Raw genomic sequence first — 15556 nt, forward strand, 5'->3', positions numbered from 1 at the left:
GGCGGAGCGGACGGGACTCGAACCCGCGACCTCCGGCGTGACAGGCCAGCATTCTAACCAGCTGAACTACCGCTCCGTATTGCAGACCTCTTTGTTTTCCCTACAACCCATTGGTTGGAGAGAAAACAAGGCCCCCAGCTTTTCGGCCGGGGGCCTCGTTGAAAATGGCGGAGCGGACGGGACTCGAACCCGCGACCTCCGGCGTGACAGGCCAGCATTCTAACCAGCTGAACTACCGCTCCACATTTCAAACTTACCGCGGTGCTGTGGTGGGTGCTGAGGGTTTCGAACCCCCGACCCTCTCCGTGTAAAGGAGACGCTCTACCGCTGAGCTAAGCACCCCAGCGAGCCGCTTAGTTTACAGCATCCTTCAGGGCCTTACCAGCCTTGAACGACGGATTCTTCGAAGCAGCGATCTTGATGGTGTCGCCGGTCTTCGGGTTGCGGCCGGTGCGGGCAGCACGGTCGCGGACCTGGAAGGTACCGAAGCCAACCAGGGTGACCGCATCGCCGTCCTTCAGCGCCTTGGTGACGGCAGCAACGACGGCATCGACAGCGCGGCTGGACTCGGCCTTGGTCAGGTCGGCGGCTTCAGCAACGGCATCGATCAATTCGGTCTTGTTCATTCTGTACAACTCCTTTGGCGGTGGGTTCCGCGTATTCGACAGGGAAGCAACCGCACGACGTCTGCATGCGGTTGCCATGTGGAAACGGTTCGCCGAATTCAGTGAGCGCTGACTGCGATCACTCATTCGCGAGTGCTGCTTTTATACCAGCGGCCCTACCCCCACGCAAGCTGGAAAGCCAGCAACGACGCGGGTTTCAAGCATTTCGACAGGACGCATCAATGCTTGACGCGCGCGTTTCCACTCGGTTTGGCCTTGCTGCGCACCGTGACGCGCTGCGCACTCTTGCGCGTCTTCTTCGGTGCCAGCGGACGTTCCAGGGCCAGATCGAGCACTTCCTCGATGTACTTCACCGGCACGATCTCCAGGTCGCGGGTGACATTGGCCGGAATGTCGGCAAGATCCTTGCGGTTCTCATCGGGAATGATCACCGTGCGGATTCCGCCGCGCAGGGCCGCCAGCAGCTTCTCCTTCAGGCCGCCGATCGCGGTGACGCGCCCCCGCAGGGTGATTTCGCCGGTCATCGCCACATCGGCGCGCACGGCGACCTTGGTCAGCATCGACACCAGCGAGGTCACCATCGCCGCACCGGCACTGGGGCCATCCTTCGGCGTGGCACCATCGGGCACATGCAGATGCACGTCGTGCTTCTGCAGGAAGTCCACATCAATGCCGAAGCGCTCGGCGCGCGAACGTACCACCGACAACGCCGCCGACGCCGATTCCTTCATCACGTTGCCGAGCTGGCCGGTCAGGATCAGCTGGCCCTTGCCCGGTACCAGCGTCGATTCGATCTGCAGCAGATCGCCACCGACTTCGGTCCAGGCCAGGCCCGTGACCAGGCCGATCTCGTTCTCTTCTTCGGCACGGCCGAAGTCGAAGCGACGCACGCCCAGGTACTTGTCCAGGTTCTTGCTCGACACGCTCACCAGCGCCTTGGACCTGCGCGCGCCCTTCTTCGCCTTCGCCACCGGCTGCGGCCCGGCCAACGCGATTTCCTTCACCACCTTGCGGCAGATCTTGGCGATCTCGCGTTCCAGGTTGCGCACGCCGGATTCGCGCGTGTAGTAGCGCACGATGTCCTGGATCGCGTCGCTGCCGATCTCCAGTTCTTCCGGCTTCAGGCCGTTGGCCTTGATCTGCTTCGGCGACAGGTAACGGGTGGCGATGTTGAGCTTCTCATCCTCGGTGTAACCGGGGATGCGGATCACTTCCATGCGATCCAGCAGCGGGCCGGGGATGTTGAGCGAATTGGAGGTCGCCACGAACATCACTTCGGACAGGTCCAGGTCCACTTCCAGGTAGTGGTCGTTGAACGCGTTGTTCTGCTCGGGGTCGAGCACTTCCAGCAGCGCCGAGGACGGATCGCCACGGAAGTCCATCGACATCTTGTCGATCTCGTCCAGCACGAACAGCGGGTTCTTGCTGCCGACCTTGTTGAGGTTCTGCACGATGCGGCCCGGCATCGAACCGACATAGGTACGACGGTGGCCACGGATCTCGGCTTCATCGCGCACACCGCCGAGCGACATGCGCACGAACTTGCGGTTGGTGGCCTTGGCAATGGACTGGCCCAGCGAGGTCTTGCCCACGCCCGGCGGCCCGACCAGGCACAGGATCGGCCCCTTCATCTGCTTCACCCGCGACTGCACCGCCAGGTATTCAAGGATGCGTTCCTTGACCTTCTCCAGGCCGTAGTGATCGGCATCCAGGGTGTCCTGCGCGGCCTTCAGGTCCTTGCGCACCTTGCTGCGCTTCTTCCACGGCACGCCCAGCAGCCACTCCAGGTAGTTGCGCACGACCGCTGCTTCGGCAGACATCGGCGACATCTGCTTGAGCTTGTTGAGTTCGTTGCGCGCCTTGGCTTCCACCGGCTTGGGCATGCCCGCTTCGGCAATCTTGCGCGCCAGCTCTTCCAGTTCGCCCGGCGCATCGTCCAGGTCACCCAGTTCCTTCTGGATGGCCTTCATCTGTTCGTTGAGGTAATACTCGCGCTGGCTCTTTTCCATCTGCGACTTCACGCGGCCGCGGATGCGCTTTTCCATCTGCTGCACGTCGATCTCGCCGTCGACCAGGCCGACCAGCATCTCCAGGCGTTCGCCCACCGCCAGCGTTTCCAGCAGGCGCTGCTTGTCCGACAACCGCACGCTGATATGGGCGGCGATGGTATCGGCCAGGCGTGTCGGCTCATCGATGCCGGCCAGGGTCTGCAGCAGTTCCGGCGGCAGCTTGCGGTTGGTCTTGACGTACTGCTCGAACAGCGACATCAGCGAGCGGGCGATGGCCTCGATTTCGCGCGGCTCGCGTGCATCGGCGGCCTCGATTTCAACGGCCTGGCCGTGCAGCGATCCATCGCGTTCGCTGACGCTGGTCACCTGCACGCGGGACAGGCCTTCGACCAGCACCTTGATGGTGCCGTCAGGCAGCTTCAGCAGCTGCAGCACCTGCGCCAGCGTACCGACCTGGTAAAGGTCGGCGGCCTGCGGGTCATCGGTCTCGGCCGACTTCTGCGCCAGCAGCAGGATGCGCTTGTCTGCTTCCATCGCCTGTTCCAGCGCGTGCATGGACTTGTCGCGGCCGACGAACAGCGGGATGACCATGTGCGGGAATACCACTACGTCGCGCAGCGGCAGGACCGGCAGGTCGAGGGTCTCACTTGGGGAACGGGCCATGGGGGCTCCAGGGAAGGGGAAAACCGTCTCCGGGAGGGCATCTTCCGGAGACAAAAAAAGCCGATGGCCCCGTTATGGGGCCATCGGCTTTCAGATGCAAGACGTTCCGAGAAAATTCTTTCTATTCAACAAGTTGAAAGAATCATTCGGCGCCAGCGGCCTTCTGTTCAGGGACCGGCGGGGTCTGGTAGATCAGGTACGGCTCGGACTTGTGCTCGATCACCGATTCATCCACGACAACCTTGCTGACGTTTTCCTGCGACGGCAGGTCGTACATGGTGTCCAGCAGGACCGATTCGACGATGGTGCGCAGGCCACGGGCACCGGTCTTGCGCTTGAGCGCCTTCTTGGCGATGGCCGACAAGGCGTCCGGCCGGAACTCCAGCTCGACGTTCTCCATCTCGAACAGCTTCTTGAACTGCTTGGTGATGGCGTTCTTCGGCTCGGTCAGGATGCGGATCAGGGCCGGCTCGTCCAGCTCCTCCAGGGTCGCGACCACCGGCAGGCGGCCCACGAACTCGGGAATCAGGCCGAACTTGATCAGGTCTTCCGGCTCGACTTCAGCCAGCACCTTGCCCACTTCCTGCTTGCGCTCGCTGCTCTTCACCTTGGCGCCGAAACCGATGCCGCCGGCGTCGTTGGAACGCTGCTGGATCACCTTGTCCAGGCCGGCAAACGCGCCGCCGCAGATGAACAGGATGTTCTTGGTGTCCACCTGCAGGAATTCCTGCTGCGGATGCTTGCGCCCACCCTGCGGCGGAACGCTGGCCACGGTGCCTTCGATCAGCTTCAACAGGGCCTGCTGCACGCCTTCGCCGGACACATCGCGGGTGATCGACGGGTTCTCGCTCTTGCGCGAGATCTTGTCGATTTCATCGATGTAGACGATGCCCTGCTGTGCCTTCTCGACGTCGTAGTCGCACTTCTGCAGCAGCTTCTGGATGATGTTCTCCACGTCCTCGCCCACGTAACCGGCTTCGGTCAGCGTGGTGGCGTCGGCCATGGTGAACGGCACGTTGAGCAGGCGGGCCAGGGTCTCGGCCAGCAGGGTCTTGCCCGAACCGGTCGGACCGACCAGCAGGATGTTCGACTTCGCCAGTTCGACTTCGTCGTTCTTCTGGCGGCTCTCGATGCGCTTGTAGTGGTTGTACACGGCCACGGCCAGAGTCCGCTTGGCGCGGTTCTGTCCGATCACGTACTGGTCGAGCACCTCGAGGATCTCGCGCGGCTTGGGCAGCGAACTGCGCGCCGACTGCGCCTTTTCCTCAAGCTCCTCTCGGATGATGTCGTTGCACAGCTCCACGCACTCATCGCAGATGAACACGCTCGGACCGGCAATCAGCTTGCGCACTTCATGCTGGCTCTTGCCGCAGAAAGAGCAGTAGAGGATCTTGCCGGTGTCCGTGGAACGACCTTGGCGGTCTTCGCTCATGCTTCGCTTACCCAGTTACCCCACCCGCTGAACGGGGGTTCGATTCGAGAATAACACAGGGCCGGAAGGACATCAGTCCACCCGACCCTGCAGGAACGGGGCCTGCCATGGCCCCGTGAGTGCCGGTCAGCCGGCCTGGATCGACTCTTCCGGACGACGCTCCAGGACCTGGTCGACCAGGCCGTAGGCGACCGCATCGACCGCGCTCTTGAAGTTGTCGCGCTCGGTATCGCGCGCGATGGTCTCCAGCGACTGGCCGGTGTGCTTGGCCAGCACTTCGTTCAGGCGCGCACGCAGGGTCAGGATCTCGCGTGCGTGGATGTCGATGTCGGTGGCCTGGCCCTGGAAGCCACCCAGCGGCTGGTGGATCATCACCCGCGAGTTCGGCAGCGCATAGCGCTTGCCCGCCGCACCGGACGCCAGCAGCAGCGCGCCCATCGAGGCGGCCTGGCCAACGCAGATGGTGCTCACGTCCGGCTTGATGTACTGCATGGTGTCGTAGATCGCCATGCCGGCGGTGACCACGCCACCCGGCGAGTTGATGTAGATGCTGATGTCCTTTTCCGGATTTTCCGCTTCCAGGAACAGCAGCTGCGCCACCACCACGTTGGCCATGTGATCGTCGATCGGGCCAACCAGGAAGATCAGGCGCTCCTTCAACAGGCGCGAATAGATGTCGTAGGCACGCTCGCCGCGGCTGGTCTGCTCGACCACCATGGGAACCATGTTCAGGGCTTTGGTTCGGTTGTCCATTTCGTGAGGTACCTATCTTGGGGGGAAACACCCCCGCGCCAGGGCTGGCGCGGGGAATCCGGGGATCCGCCCGGGATTACTGGCGGATCGCGTCCTGGAACGACAGCTTTTCTTCAGTGTGCTGGGCGCGCTCGGCGATCCAGTCGATCACCTGCTCTTCCATCACGCGGTTCTGCAGGCCAGACATCAGCTGGGGGTCGTTGCGGTACATCTCAATGACCTGTTCCGGCTCTTCGTAGGTCGAGGCGATCAGACGCATCGTTTCATTCAGGCGCTTCGGCTCCAGGCGCAGGTCGTTGCTGCGGGCCACTTCGCCGACCACCAGGCCGACCAGCACGCGCTTGGCAGCAGCGTCCTTGAAGCCTTCGTGGGCGTCGGCCGGGATTTCACCCGGGTTGCGGCCACTGCGGCGGATCTGCTCGACCTGCTGGGCCAGCATGGCGCGGGCTTCGTTCTCGACCAGGCGCGGCGGCATTTCCACCGACGAATAGGCCGCGATCAGCTGCTCGCCGACTTCACGACGCAGGCGGTTCATCAGTGCGCCCTTCAGCTCACGCTCGAGGTTGGCGCGGATGTCGCTGCGGAACTGCTCGACGTCGCCACCCTTCACGCCGAAGCTCTTGATGAAGGCTTCATCGACGGCCGGCACGACCGGCTCGGAGACATCGCTGACCTTCACGGTGACCTGCACGGTCTTGCCCGCCAGCGCCGGCACGCGCCAGTCAGCCGGGAACTCGACGTCCAGGGTCTTCTCTTCGTCCTTGGCCATGCCGACCAGGCCCTGCTCGATGGTCTCGAACATCATGCCCTGGCCGAGCACGATGCTGCCCTTCTCGGTGCCTTCGGCCGGCAGGCGCTCGTCACCGGCCTGCGACCAGGTTTCCAGTGCGACCAGGTCGCCGTCCTGCGCGGCACGGGTGACCGGCGACCAGCTGCGACGCTGCGTCTGCAGGTTCTCGATCATCTGGTCGATGTCGGCATCGGTGATTTCGGCGGTGTGGCGCACCACGGTCAGCTTGCTGACGTCGATGTCACCGAAGTCCGGCACCACTTCGACGGTGGCCACGAAGGAGAACTCACCCTCGTCACCCTTGTCGATGCGCGGGCTGCCGACGATGCGCAGGTCGTGCTCACGCACGGCGGCGTCGAAGGTTTCGCGCAGCAGGCCGTCCAGCGCCTCGCCACGGACCTGCGCGCCGAAGCGCTGCTCGATCACCTTGGCCGGCACTTTGCCCGGACGGAAACCCTTGATGCGGGTGGTGCGGGCGATTTCGCCCAGGCGGCCGTTGATGTGGCTCTGCAGACGGTCTTCCGGCAGCGAGAAGCTCAGGCGGCGTTCCAGGTTGCCGATGGTTTCGATCGAAGCTTGCATGTTGACTCCTGCCACCGGTGGCGCCCTGGCCCCCGGCTCGATGATGGATGAAACGGTTGTAAGGACACGACGTCGATGACGCGCCTGCTTGCCGCAGCCCTTTAGTTTCGCCCAATTCGGGCGGCGCCGCCAGCACGGCCGGGCGCAGGGGTTGACGCGGAATGCCCGACTGGGCGGGGGACGGGCCGGCCTGGTGCGAAAGGGGGGACTCGAACCCCCACGCCTTGCGGCACTGGAACCTAAATCCAGGGCGTCTACCAATTCCGCCACTTTCGCGTGGCCGGCTCAGGTGTTCATTGTTGCAGGCGGGGGCGGAAAGCGGAAGGCTTCCACAAAACTGAACAGGGAAATTGCCCTTTGGGGTCGGCCTGGGCGCATCCCGCCCCATGCCGATCCGGGTCAGCGGGCGGCCGGCGCGGGCTCGGGTGTTTCGCCCGCAGGGACGCCGGCCGCATCATCACTGGGCGTTTCCAGCGTGGCGCCATCGACGGAGCGCGCCACTTCAACCGCGCCAGCAGGCAGCGCCGCCCCTGTCGCCCCGGTCGACTGCGTGGCGTCGCGACCCTCCACCGGCTGTGCAGCGACGTGGTCGACATCCGCAGATCGCTCGACCGTCCGCGCGTAGTCCGGCGCAGCGGCGGTGGCCGCCTCGTCCGCCCTGCAGCCTGACAGCGCGATCACCACCAGGCCGGACAGCATTGCGCCCGTGCTCTTGTTGAACGTCATCGAAGCACTCCTCATGCATGCGCCTTCGGCGCGGAACACCTATTGGGAGCGATGCCGGCAGCAACCGGTGAGAAGCAGCTCACAGCATTGAACATGCTGATGACGCATGTGACGCTGATTTCAGCCACGCTTCAGTAGAGCCAGGCGATGCGTGAACTGCGCGCTTCGTGCGGCCTTCATCCACGCATGGCGTGGATCTACCGAAGCTGTTGCAGGCAAGAAAAAAGCCACTTGGCGGACCAAGTGGCTTTCGTCTGGTGGGCTGTCAAGGATTCGAACCTTGGACCTATTGATTAAGAGTCAACTGCTCTACCAACTGAGCTAACAGCCCGAAATCGGGGGGCGAATTATGACCCGATCCGCGAGGGCGTTGCAAGCACTTTCTTCAACGTCCTTCAACGTCGTTGAAACAAGCACTGCAACCGGCGATCCATCGCGAAGGGTTACATCTTGAAGAAAAAAGCCACCGGGCGAACCCGATGGCTTCTGTCTTGGTGGGCTGTCAAGGATTCGAACCTTGGACCTATTGATTAAGAGTCAACTGCTCTACCAACTGAGCTAACAGCCCTTGAAACTCAGGCGCACATTATAGCCGGCGACCTGTTTATTGCAATACCGTTTCGGCGATGCCGATGCGGTTGAATCAGTGGGGTGGCTGAGGGGATTCGAACCCCCGACCACCGGAATCACAATCCGGTACTCTAACCAACTGAGCTACAGCCACCACTGAAACTTTCGCTTCACCGCCGATGCTGCCGACGCTGCCGCTTGATACGTTGCCCGAGGACTGTCACCGAAGTTCAGGTCCGCCGAAGCAAGTCCGACATTCTGGTGGAGTCTGCATGCTTTTGCAAGCACTTCTTCACATCCGCCAGCTACGTTCCGGTGTCGCACCAATGGCGCGCCCGACAGGAATCGAACCTGTAACCGCCGGCTTAGAAGGCCGGTGCTCTATCCAGTTGAGCTACGGGCGCCCGAACCGGAACGGCGTCCAATCCGACGTGACGTGGGATTGGTCGGGGTAGAGGGATTCGAACCCCCGACATCCTGCTCCCAAAGCAGGCGCGCTACCAGACTGCGCTATACCCCGGTGTTGCAATCCCCTCGGGCATGGACCCGGGGAGCTGACCATTGTGGCCAAGCGCCCTGCGAACTGTCAACGCGCAATCCCAGCCCTGCCCCGCCATGACCACGGCCTGCGCAGTCATCGGCTATGCTCGCAGCCAGCGGCCGGATGGCCCAATCGCCCCCTTTTCGCACGGAGACCTCGCATGCGCAGCGGCAACCCGGCTCTTTCCGAGTCGACCTTCCTCGATCTGGCCAGTGGCTCGGTGGTGACCAGCCCCGACCAGGCCATGACCCTCAATGGCACCGTCAACAAGACCGGCTTCCTGCTGCTGCTGACCGTGCTGACCGCGGCCTTCGCCTGGAACCAGACCGTGGACGACTACGGCCAGGTGATGGCCGGCGCCAAGCTGTACGCCATGGGCGGGGCGATCGGTGGCCTGGTGCTGGCCCTGATCACCGTGTTCAAGAAGGAATGGTCGCCGGTCACCGCACCGCTCTATGCGCTGGTGGAAGGCCTGTTCCTGGGTGCCATCTCGGCCGTGTTCAACATGAAGTTCCCGGGCATCGTGTTCCAGGCCGTGCTGCTGACCTTCGGCACCCTGTTCGCACTGCTGTTCGCCTACCGCAGCGGCCTGATCAAGGCCACCGAGAACTTCAAGCTCGGCGTGGTCGCCGCCACCGGCGGCATTGCCCTGCTGTACCTGGCCTCGTTCGTGCTGGGCTTCTTCAACATCAACGTGCCGGTGATCCATGACGCCAGCTGGCTGGGCATCGCCTTCAGCCTGTTCGTGGTGGTCGTGGCCGCGCTGAATCTGGTGCTGGATTTCGACTTCATCGAAACCGGCGTGGCCCAGCGCGCGCCGAAGTACATGGAATGGTATGGCGCATTCGGCCTGATGGTGACCCTGGTCTGGCTGTATGTGGAGTTCCTGCGCCTGCTGTCGAAGATCCAGCAGCGCTGATCCTGGCCATGCCGTAAACGACAAGGCCGCGGTCCGTCGGGATCGCGGCCTTTTTTTGTAGCGTCGAGCACGCTCGACTCCCGCGGAAACACGCCCATGGCAGACCCCCTCCCTCCCCGCTTCCACAGCTATCGCCCGGCCGATGGCCATCGCCTGCCACATGATCCGTTCAACGCCATCATCGGCCCGCGCCCCATCGGCTGGATCTCCAGTCGTGATGCCGACAGCAATGTGAACCTGGCGCCCTACAGCTTCTTCAACGCGTTCAACTACACGCCGCCGATCATTGGTTTCAGCAGCCAGGGCCGCAAGGACTCGCTGCGCAACATCGAAGCCACCGGCGAGTTCGTCTGGAACCTCGCCACATTCGATCTGGCCCAGGCAATGAACGAAAGCTGCCGCGCAGTCGCGCCCGGCGTGGACGAGTTCGTATTGGCCGGGCTGACGGCACTGGCCTCGGAGTTGGTTGCACCGCCGCGCGTTGCGCAGAGCCCGGTGAGCATGGAGTGCCGCTGCACGCAGATCGTGCGTCTGCGTGATGCGGTCGGCAATGACACCAATGGCTGGCTGGTACTGGGAGAAGTGGTCGCCGTGCATATCGATACGCGGTTGCTCGTCGACGGCATCTACGACACCGCAGCGAGCGACACCATCCTGCGCGGTGGCGGACCGGCCGACTACTTCCGGATCACCGCCGATCAACGCTTCCGCATGCTGCGGCCCACCTGACCACTCATCCCGCCGCCCCACGGGACAGCAGGATCGGCAGCGACGAGGCCAGCATGGCCACGCCGGAAGCGGTCAGCAGGCCAAGGACGATCTGCCGGAAACGCGCCTCACTGATACCGATATACAGCTTCGCCCCCAGCAGCGTGGGTACCAGCATCGCCGGCGCGACAATGGCGAAGTACGGCAGCATCTGCCGGGTGACCATGCCGGTACCGACATAGGTGGCCATGGTCACCGCCAGCATCGCCAGGTTGAAGTTCTGGATGACCGCGCGCTGCTCGTCCTTGCCGAAGCCCCGCAGCGTGCTCCACAGGGTCGGTATCGGCCCGGCGAAGCCACCGATGCCACTGAGTACACCACCGGCCATGCCGGCCAGCGCGTCGCCGAACCGGCCGCCAACGGTGACCGGTGGCAACGAACGCGCCATCAGCATCACCGGGCACCACAGCGCCAGGAAACCTCCCAGCAGCGCCTTGAACCAGGCCATGTCCAGCTGCGGCAGCACCAGCACGCCAAGAGGAATGCCCGCCAGCCCACCGAGCACGAACGGCAGCAGCAGGCGCAGGTTGAAGCCACGGCGCACGGTGAATACCGCCAGCAACTGGCCGACCAGCGCGCCGAACACCGACAGCGTCGCCGCAAGCCGGGGATCCAGCCCCCACGCCCAGAACGACATCGCGACCATGCCGAACGCGAATCCAGACAGGCCCTGCACGAACCCCGCGACGATCGCGCCCAGCGCGACCAGCAGATACACCGGCTCCATCCCCACTCCTCACCACTGCCGTGCGACTTACCTTGCCGCACCCGACGCTGCAGCGTAATGCGTGGCGAGATGATCGACCAGCGCGCGCACCTTCGGCGCCAGCGCACGCGCATGGGGATACAGCGCGAAATAGCAGCGCGTGCCACCGTGCCAGCTGGGAAGCACGCGGATCAAGCGGCCGGCGCGAAGATCTTCCTGCACCGTAAGCGCGGTGAACAGACTGATGCCCATGCCGGCCAGCACCGCCGCATACAGTGCCGGCGTGGCGTCCACGCGCAGTCGTTGTCCGGCCTCCACGCTGGCGATGACACCGCGCGGTCCGTGCAGCTGCCACGGCGTCATCGCCGCAACAGGGTTGAACCCCAACAAGGTGTGGTTCTGCAGGTCGGCCACCTGTCGAGGCAGTCCCTGCCGGGCGAGGTACGCCGGTGCCGCAACCAGGATGCGCGGGCATCGCGCCAGTTCACGGGCGACCAGTTGGCTGTCAGGCAAGGACGGCGCGATGCGCAGGGCGAGGTCGAAGCCCCCGCCGACCACATCGACGAGCTGATCGTCGGCCGACAGTTCCAGCGCAACCTGCGGATAGCGCGCCAGGAAGCCAGGCAGCCAATGCGGCAGCTCCTGGCTGGCGACCACCTGCGGCACGCTGACCCGCACGCGCCCGCTGGGCTGGGCCTGGCCGGCCCGCGCACGGTCATCGGCGGCCTCCAGCCGGTCAAGCAGCGCCACCGCCTCGCGGTAGTAGTCGCGCCCGGCCTCGGTCAACGACAGCCGCCGGCTGTTGCGATCCAGCAGCCGCACCTGCAGGTGCTCTTCAAGTTGACGCAACTGCCGCGACATCGCCGAATGGGTGGTACCCAGCCGCTCGGCGGCGGCAGTGAAACTGCCGGCGTCGACGATCGCGCGCAGGGCTCGCAGGGCGGCGAAATGATCCATCGGCAGCGCGCTCCAGTCGGCGGGGCCCGCAGGCTGCGGACCCCGCCAGCTTATCAAGTGCCGTTGCCTGCCTTGCGCACCGGCAGGGCCAGAATCGCCGAGGTGGTCATGACCTCGCCAAAGGCATCCTCGATCTGCGCCAGCGACGCCTCATGCAATGCGCGATGGCCGATGGTCCCGCCATTGGCCAGATCCAGATCACGGCTGGCAGAGGCATCGGAAGCCACGATCACCCGGTAGCCGCGCGGCGCCGCAGCAGCATCGCGTGCAGCACCGGCAACGCAGGCATGGGTCTGCAGCCCGGTGACGATGAGGGTGTCGATACCGGCATCCTTCAGCACCTTGTCCAGTGCCGCTGCCGAGGCACCGGCGAACACGCTGACGTTGTCCTTCTGCACCACGGTCTCGCCCTTGCGCGGTTGCATGTCACGGTGGAATGCCGCGTTGACACTGCCTTCTGCAAACAGCGGCGCGCCTGCCGGCAGTACGTGCTGCACATGGATCACGCGGATGCCGTTGGCATCAGCGAAGTCGACCACGCGACGCGTCTGCCGCAGGGCCGCTACACCATCGGGAATGACCATGCGACCACCGGCGAAACCGGACGCGGCGCTGGCGTCGAAGTACTCGTTCTGGAAGTCGATCACCAGCACGGCCGTCTTCGCTGCGTCGAGCGAGGTGGCAGCCGCAGCGCCGGCCATATGGCGGATGGTGGGGTGGACCGGCTCGGCGGCGACAACCGGGGCGGTGGCAGCCATGCCGATCAGGCCGGCCAGGCCGAAAGCAGTGAGGTTCATGGTCAAGCTCCTGTGCGGTGGAAAGTGTGGGCACAGGATGAGGAGCGGAAGGCGCACGAACCAGCCATCGGTCGGCACACGATCTGTGCACAAATCGCACAGATCACCCCCATACCGTTGAGCTTGGGCGATGGTGCGAGGTCAGCGTTGCCCCATTGAGCCGTACGATCATCGCGTACTCGCGCCCGAGCACGACTTCGGCGGTATTGTTACCGGCGCGCACGGCATGCTGCAGGCCGGCCGGATACTTCACCGGCACGCCAGCCAAGGTGTGGACATGCCGGAGAGGAAAACCGGCACTCCTGATGACGAACTCCGCGCAGTGCCCCTCCAGCAGGAGAACCGGAGCCCCTACCGGAAACTCGATCAACTGCAGGATGCGCGCCTCGGACCGCCGCATGCTGCGAACGGGTGCCCCCACCCTGCGCAGGCGGCCCAGCGCGCGCTGCGAACGGGACCATGGCCAGTAGAAGACGAAGTAGATGGCCACACCCAGAACGTAAACAGCAGCAGCCACCAGGACCCACACAGCCGTCTCAGGCATCCATGAAACCCTGTCGGTAAAAAATGCGCAGCTCGAAACGCAGACGGGCCGTACAAGGACGGCCCGTCTGCGAGTATCCGAGCCCTGCAGGAATCTCCTGCGACGCTCCCCAGCAGGTCAGCCGCCGCTTACAGGCGGCTGGCGATCGCCTTGGCGAAGCCCATCGTGTTGCCGGTGCCGCCGAGGTCGCCGGTCAGCGAATCCTTGGCTTCCATCGTGGCGACGATGGCCTTGCGCAGGCGCTCGGCGTTTTCCGGCTGGCCGACGTGGTCCAGCATCTGTGCCGCCGCCAGCAGCAGGGCGCACGGATTGGCCTTGCCCTGGCCGGCGATGTCCGGCGCGGTGCCGTGCACGGCTTCGAAGATCGCCGCGTCCTTGCCGATGTTGGCGCCCGGGGCCAGGCCCAGGCCACCGACCAGACCGGCGCACAGGTCGGAAATGATGTCACCGAACAGGTTGGTGGTGACGATCACATCGAACTGTTCCGGACGCATCACCAGCTGCATGCAGCAGTTGTCGACGATCATTTCCTGGAACTCGATGTCCGGGTACTGCGCGGCGACTTCGCGCGCCACGGCCAGGAACAGGCCCGAGGTCGACTTGATGATGTTGGCCTTGTGCACGGCGGTGACCTTCTTGCGGCCGGTGCTCTTGGCCAGCTCGAAGGCGTAACGCACGATGCGCTCGGAGCCCTTGCGGGTGATGCGGGTGCCGGAGAAAGCGGTCTCGCCGTCGGCCGACACTTCCTGGCCTTCGGCCAGGTACGCACCTTCGGTGTTCTCACGAACAGTGATCAGGTCGACGTTTTCAAAGCGCGACTTGGTGTTCGGGAAGGTGTGGGCCGGACGCACGTTGGCGTACAGGTCGAAGTGGCGGCGCAGGCTGACGTTGATCGAGGTGAAGCCGCCACCGACCGGGGTGGTCAGCGGGCTCTTCAGCGCGACCTTGTTGCGCGCGATCGATTCCAGGGTCACCGCCGGCATCAGGTCGCCGTGCTTCTCCAGGGCCACCAGGCCGGCGTCGGCATCTTCGTACTCCAGGCCAGTGTTGAGCTGGTCGAGCACGAACAGGGTGGCGTCCATGATTTCCGGGCCAATGCCGTCGCCGCGGATGACCGTAATTTTCTGCGTCATTGATCGATGTTCCGAACAGGGGGAAAAACGCCGTCCGGACGTGCCCGGAAACGCCGGCGCAAAGGAAGTTTCACCCGCAATTATGCCTTAGCCGGGCCCGGCTACCCAAGTAGACCATGGTCCCGACCCCGGCAAAGGCATAATTGCCCGCGCATTCGTCCTTATTCCCGCGCCTTCGGCGCGCCCCCTTGAACAACAAGGGGGCTCCTGGGCTGCGGGATCGCGGGGAAGGCCCCGGTGCAGGCATTTACCGGGTAGTGCCGGCCGCTGGCCGGCAACCTCTGCCGATTTGGGTCCACCAGATGCCGGCCAGCGGCCGGCACTACCAGAGAGCCCGGTTCGCGGTAGCGACCGTGCTCAGTGCTCGTGCGCTGCCGGGGCGGCGGCGCCACCTTCAAGCTGGTCGAGGAAGTCCACCGCGCGGCGCAGGTGCGGGATCACGATCGAGCCACCGACCACCAGGCCTACCGAGAAGGTCTCGAAGAACTCCTCACGGGTGACGCCGGCGTCCTTGCACTGGGCCACGTGGTAGCTGATGCAGTCGTCGCAGCGCAGCACCATCGAGGCGACCAGGCCCAGCAGTTCCTTGGTCTTCACGTCCAGCGCGCCGGCCTGGTAGGTCTGCGTGTCCAGCGCGAAGAAGCGGCGCACCACCTGGTTCGGCTCGCCCAGGATGCGTTCATTCATGCGCTTGCGGAAGTCGGTGAACTCGGCGATCCGGTCCTTGCTGCCGTCATCGGCCGCGCTCATGCCTGGCCCTGCCCGGCCAGCAGCGGCTCGAGCTTGCCTTCACGATGCAGGGCCATCATGTCGTCATAGCCGCCCACATGGACGTCGCCCACGAAGATCTGCGGGACGCTGGTGCGGCGGGTCCTGGCCATCATCTTCTCGCGCTCGACCGGATCCAGGTCGATGCGGACCTCGGTCCATTGCTGGCCCTTGCTCTTGAGGAAGTTCTTGGCGGCCACGCAGTACGGGCAGACGGCGGTGGAATAGATGGTGATGGCGGGGGTAGCGCCGGCGGACTGGGCTGTCACGGG

15 protein-coding genes and 9 tRNA genes are annotated in these 15556 nt (G+C 64.4%); 2 read left to right on the forward strand and 22 right to left on the reverse strand.

The genetic code is table 11. From position 1 onward, the window contains the following. Positions 1–2: 2 nt before the first annotated feature. The 15 genes from ACUXVE_RS16340 to ACUXVE_RS16410 all read right to left on the reverse strand — a co-directional run bounded on the left by ACUXVE_RS16340 (position 3) and on the right by ACUXVE_RS16410 (position 8671). Positions 3–76, reverse strand: a tRNA-Asp gene (locus ACUXVE_RS16340). Positions 77–165: 89 nt separating this feature from the next. After that, positions 166–242, reverse strand: a tRNA-Asp gene (locus tag ACUXVE_RS16345). Positions 243–267: 25 nt separating this feature from the next. Further along, a tRNA-Val gene (locus ACUXVE_RS16350) sits at positions 268–342 on the reverse strand. An 11-nt stretch (positions 343–353) separates the two neighbouring features. Further along, positions 354–626, reverse strand: coding sequence for an HU family DNA-binding protein (locus tag ACUXVE_RS16355; RefSeq protein WP_004146343.1), 273 nt, complete (start codon positions 624–626; stop codon positions 354–356). Positions 627–844: 218 nt separating this feature from the next. Continuing rightward, complete coding sequence (gene lon, locus ACUXVE_RS16360; protein WP_445514809.1) at positions 845–3298, reverse strand: endopeptidase La; 2454 nt, start codon at positions 3296–3298, stop codon at positions 845–847. 142 nt (positions 3299–3440) lie between these two features. Next, a complete protein-coding gene (gene clpX, locus ACUXVE_RS16365) occupies positions 3441–4730 on the reverse strand; it encodes an ATP-dependent Clp protease ATP-binding subunit ClpX (RefSeq protein WP_025878143.1) in 1290 nt (429 codons plus the stop codon). 126 nt (positions 4731–4856) lie between these two features. After that, the gene (clpP, locus tag ACUXVE_RS16370; RefSeq protein ID WP_025878142.1) at positions 4857–5483 is read right to left on the reverse strand and encodes an ATP-dependent Clp endopeptidase proteolytic subunit ClpP; all 627 of its coding nucleotides are present in this window, start codon (positions 5481–5483) and stop codon (positions 4857–4859) included. A gap of 76 nt (positions 5484–5559) precedes the next feature. Then, positions 5560–6855: a trigger factor gene (gene tig, locus ACUXVE_RS16375; RefSeq protein ID WP_025878140.1), complete on the reverse strand. Its 1296-nt coding sequence runs from the start codon at positions 6853–6855 to the stop codon at positions 5560–5562. Positions 6856–7046: 191 nt separating this feature from the next. Then, positions 7047–7131: transfer RNA gene (locus ACUXVE_RS16380), tRNA-Leu, on the reverse strand. 123 nt (positions 7132–7254) lie between these two features. Continuing rightward, positions 7255–7581, reverse strand: a complete 327-nt coding sequence (locus ACUXVE_RS16385; RefSeq protein WP_445514810.1) for a hypothetical protein — start codon at positions 7579–7581, stop codon at positions 7255–7257. A 255-nt stretch (positions 7582–7836) separates the two neighbouring features. Then, positions 7837–7912 (reverse strand) — tRNA-Lys (locus ACUXVE_RS16390). Positions 7913–8073: 161 nt separating this feature from the next. Further along, positions 8074–8149 (reverse strand) — tRNA-Lys (locus ACUXVE_RS16395). Between the two features lie 79 nt (positions 8150–8228). After that, positions 8229–8305: transfer RNA gene (locus tag ACUXVE_RS16400), tRNA-His, on the reverse strand. A 173-nt stretch (positions 8306–8478) separates the two neighbouring features. Continuing rightward, positions 8479–8555, reverse strand: a tRNA-Arg gene (locus ACUXVE_RS16405). Between the two features lie 39 nt (positions 8556–8594). Beyond that, positions 8595–8671, reverse strand: a tRNA-Pro gene (locus ACUXVE_RS16410). Between the two features lie 181 nt (positions 8672–8852). On the opposite strand from ACUXVE_RS16410, the gene ACUXVE_RS16415 reads away from it, so the two are divergent. Then, positions 8853–9611, forward strand: coding sequence for a Bax inhibitor-1/YccA family protein (locus ACUXVE_RS16415; RefSeq protein ID WP_025878135.1), 759 nt, complete (start codon positions 8853–8855; stop codon positions 9609–9611). A 96-nt stretch (positions 9612–9707) separates the two neighbouring features. After that, complete coding sequence (locus ACUXVE_RS16420) at positions 9708–10340, forward strand: flavin reductase family protein (protein ID WP_445514811.1); 633 nt, start codon at positions 9708–9710, stop codon at positions 10338–10340. 4 nt (positions 10341–10344) lie between these two features. On the opposite strand, the gene ACUXVE_RS16425 is transcribed toward ACUXVE_RS16420, so the two are convergent. From ACUXVE_RS16425 to grxC, 7 genes are all read right to left on the reverse strand, one after another. Further along, a complete protein-coding gene (locus ACUXVE_RS16425) occupies positions 10345–11106 on the reverse strand; it encodes a sulfite exporter TauE/SafE family protein (protein ID WP_032977393.1) in 762 nt (253 codons plus the stop codon). A gap of 27 nt (positions 11107–11133) precedes the next feature. Beyond that, positions 11134–12042, reverse strand: coding sequence for a LysR family transcriptional regulator (locus ACUXVE_RS16430; RefSeq protein ID WP_445514812.1), 909 nt, complete (start codon positions 12040–12042; stop codon positions 11134–11136). 53 nt (positions 12043–12095) lie between these two features. Beyond that, entirely contained in the window at positions 12096–12839 is a 744-nt protein-coding gene (locus ACUXVE_RS16435; protein ID WP_445514813.1) for a cysteine hydrolase family protein, read from the reverse strand. Between the two features lie 103 nt (positions 12840–12942). Then, positions 12943–13383: a hypothetical protein gene (locus tag ACUXVE_RS16440; protein WP_445514814.1), complete on the reverse strand. Its 441-nt coding sequence runs from the start codon at positions 13381–13383 to the stop codon at positions 12943–12945. A 128-nt stretch (positions 13384–13511) separates the two neighbouring features. Beyond that, positions 13512–14516, reverse strand: a complete 1005-nt coding sequence (locus tag ACUXVE_RS16445) for an isocitrate dehydrogenase (protein WP_222390561.1) — start codon at positions 14514–14516, stop codon at positions 13512–13514. Positions 14517–14873: 357 nt separating this feature from the next. After that, positions 14874–15266, reverse strand: a complete 393-nt coding sequence (locus ACUXVE_RS16450) for a carboxymuconolactone decarboxylase family protein (protein ID WP_005408260.1) — start codon at positions 15264–15266, stop codon at positions 14874–14876. Further along, positions 15263–15553 carry a glutaredoxin 3 gene (gene grxC, locus ACUXVE_RS16455; protein ID WP_117311846.1) on the reverse strand — a complete coding sequence of 97 codons (291 nt, stop codon included), beginning with the start codon at positions 15551–15553 and terminating at the stop codon, positions 15263–15265. The genes ACUXVE_RS16450 and grxC overlap by 4 nt, the downstream gene beginning before the upstream one ends. Between the last annotated feature and the right edge of the window lie 3 nt (positions 15554–15556).

It is taken from the genome of Stenotrophomonas sp. 3(2025) (assembly GCF_052665395.1).